Annotated in this window: 4 protein-coding genes; all 4 read left to right on the forward strand. The window is 41.2% G+C overall.

The window, feature by feature from the left end:
- A partial coding sequence (locus tag AC1DSB_RS17015) for an alpha/beta hydrolase family protein (protein ID WP_477587180.1) occupies nt 1-1,160 on the forward strand: 1,160 nt, incomplete at its 5' end.
- Between the two features lie 11 nt (nt 1,161-1,171).
- Entirely contained in the window at nt 1,172-1,714 is a 543-nt protein-coding gene (locus AC1DSB_RS17020; protein ID WP_342543100.1) for a GNAT family N-acetyltransferase, read from the forward strand.
- Between the two features lie 149 nt (nt 1,715-1,863).
- Nucleotides 1,864-2,499 (forward strand): class I SAM-dependent DNA methyltransferase, encoded by a 636-nt coding sequence (locus tag AC1DSB_RS17025; RefSeq protein WP_477587181.1) that lies wholly within the window; start codon nt 1,864-1,866, stop codon nt 2,497-2,499.
- Nucleotides 2,500-2,632: 133 nt separating this feature from the next.
- Nucleotides 2,633-3,103 (forward strand): S-ribosylhomocysteine lyase, encoded by a 471-nt coding sequence (locus AC1DSB_RS17030; RefSeq protein ID WP_016429118.1) that lies wholly within the window; start codon nt 2,633-2,635, stop codon nt 3,101-3,103.
- The last annotated feature ends 56 nt before the right edge of the window (nt 3,104-3,159 follow it).

A 3,159-nucleotide genomic window follows, 5' to 3' on the forward strand; every position in this document is an offset into this window, starting at 1 on the left:
ATGTATATGATATCGAGTCAGGTTCACGCCAAAATCTGACTGAAGGAATTGATGCTCCAGTTGGGGATTATGTCGTAGCAGATACACAACAAGGGGCAAATGCGCCTAGCGTTGTATGGACGAAAGATGACCACTTGTATTTCCAAGTATCTACTATGGGGGACGTTCGATTATATGCCGCTTCATTGGAAGGGGAAATGTATCCGGCGACTGGCGACGATGAATATATATATGGTTATGATGTTGCAAAATCTGGGGAGTTTGCTCTGGTAACGGTGTCCAATCCAACCAGCATTGGCGAACTATATGTACAAACGATTGCGACTGGTGAAAGACAAGCATTAACGACATTCAATGAAACATTTGAAAACGAGGTGGAATTGGTATCACCTGAGGCAATTGTTTATGAAGGTGCAGAAGGATGGAACGTTCATGGTTGGTTAATGAAACCGGCGGGCTACGTACAAGGTGAAAAGTATCCATTAATTGTAGAGATTCATGGTGGTCCGCATGCTATGTACGCGAACACTTTTTTCCATGAGCTTCAGCTTTTAGCAGCACAGGGTTATGGCGTTCTATATGTAAATCCACGTGGCAGTCATGGCTACAGTCAGCAATTCGTCGATGCGGTTCGCGGCGATTATGGCGGCGGTGATTATGAAGACATAATGAAAGGCCTCGATTCGGTACTTGCTGAAAACGACTGGATTGATGAAAATCGTCTTGGAGTAACTGGCGGAAGCTATGGCGGGTTCATGACGAACTGGATTGTCGGCCATACGAATCGCTTTAAAGCGGCGGTCACTCAACGATCGATTTCAAACTGGATCAGCTTCTTTGGGGTATCTGATATCGGATATTATTTCAACGAATGGCAAGTTGGCGCGGATATGACGGATGTTGAAAAACTGTGGAATCATTCCCCTCTGAAGTACGCCAAGAACATCGAGACACCATTATTGATTTTACACAGTGAAAAAGATTTCCGTTGTCCGATTGAGCAGGCAGAGCAACTTTATATTACATTGAAACAAATGAAAAAAGAAGCGGGCTTTGTGCGTTTCCCGGATGCAGATCATAACTTGTCGCGAACGGGTTATCCAAATTTACGCTATGCCCGACTAGAGCAAATTACTGGTTGGTTTGATAAGTATCTATGAGGTGAAACGATTTGATTGAGGCAAGTTCACAGGTCCACTTGCGACCTTTTTATGAAGAGGATTTATGTAGACTATGGGAAATGAGTGCGAAAGAAGAAAATCCCGAATGGAAGAAATGGGATGCACCCTATTATCCATATTCACCAAAAACGTTTGAACAATTTTTATCCGATAAAGATCGTTATCTCAATAAGGAGCATATGTATGGGATTGAAGTGAATGACGAACTAATCGGGATGGTGTCCTATTACTGGGAGCATGAACCTTCTTTATGGCTTGAGATGGGAATCGTCATCTTTAAGCCGGAATATTGGAGCGGAGGCTACGGTGCAGAAGCCTTAAGAAAATGGACGAATCGTCTCTTTAAAACCATGCCGCTCGTACGTGTAGGCTTTACCACATGGTCCGGTAATTATCGGATGATTCGGGTAGGGGAAAAGCTTGGCATGACGATGGAAGCCCGTATCCGTAAGGTTCGTTACTACAATGGCACATACTATGACTCGATTCGCATGGGCATTTTGCGTGAAGAATGGGAAGCACAATCTAAATAATATCAAGACCCCTTTCGCATAATTTGAAAGGGGTCTTTTGGAATTTAGGAGTAGAAATAACGGGTAAACTATGTTATAAATAAGTCAGTTAACCTAATACCAAGTAAACTTATTGGAATAATATATATAAATAAAAAGGAGGATTTACTATGGGACGTGAATTCGTAGATATTTTTGACGAGTGGGTACATTCTTATGATGCATCCGTTTCCGGAAAAGATCCAGAATACCGTGATGTATTTGATAAATATGAAGAGATTCTTTCTGCGGTTGCTTCTAAATCATTTGGAACAATTGTTGAATTTGGAACAGGGACTGGAAACTTGACGGCGAAATTAATAGATGCAGGTCATTCTGTTATTGGTATCGAACCAAATAAAGCAATGCGTACGGTAACAGCGAAACGTTTTCCAGAATTGGCAATACTGGATGGGGACTTATTGAAATTTGAAGCAMCCGAGAAGGTTGATACATTTGTCAGCTCGTATGTATTTCATCATTTAAAAGATTTAGAGAAAGAAAATGCTTTGGTCACATATGCTACTATATTGCCGGTTGGTGGGAAAATTGTATTTGCAGATACTGTATTTGTATCAGAAGAAGCAAAACAAGCACAGATTACAAAAGAACGCGCACGTGGTTTTAACAATGTGGCAGATGATTTGGAACGCGAGTACTACACGACGATACCTGTTTTGACTCTAGCATTTGAAAATGCTGGCTTCGACGTTCAGTTTGAACAAATGAATGATTATGTGTGGTTAATGGACGCAACTAAAAAATAGACTCTGTTAAACAATGTTGTTGAACTTCAGGGGGTGTGAAAAAAACATCTGCTCCTGCGGTTACTCGTCGCAAAGATTCCCACCTTCTCAATAAAAATCAACAGTAAAGAGTAAAAAATAAGGAGTGTTTTTGATGAAACAAATGAATGTTGAAAGCTTTAACTTAGATCATACAAAAGTAGTGGCACCTTATGTACGTCTTGCTGGTCGTAAAATGGGCACGAATGGCGACGAAATCCTGAAATATGATATCCGTTTCAAACAACCGAATAAAGAACATATGGAAATGGCAGGTTTGCATTCCATCGAGCATTTAATGGCTGAAAATATTCGCAACCATACAGATCAAGTGGTCGATATGAGTCCAATGGGATGTCAGACTGGATTCTATTTGGCTGTAATCAACCATGACAATTATGAGGAAATCCTAACGATTCTTGAAAAAACGTTGGAAGATGTCCTTCAAGCTACGGAAGTTCCGGCTTGTAACGAAGTCCAATGTGGATGGGCTGCAAATCACAGTCTCGAAGGCGCGAAAGAAATTGCACGCGACATGCTATCGAAGAAAGATGAGTGGCGTAACGTATTTGCGGAGGAAGCATAATGAACGTATACGGCAGCGTACATGAATTAATCGGCAATACACCGGTTGTTGAAATT

This window comes from Paenisporosarcina sp. P4_E4_2 (genome assembly GCF_056401595.1).

Excerpts from the sequence above, each read along its gene's own strand:
- AC1DSB_RS17030 (WP_016429118.1), top strand. The coding sequence starts at position 2,633 with ATGAAACAAATGAATGTTGAAAGCTTTAACTTAGATCATACAAAAGTA.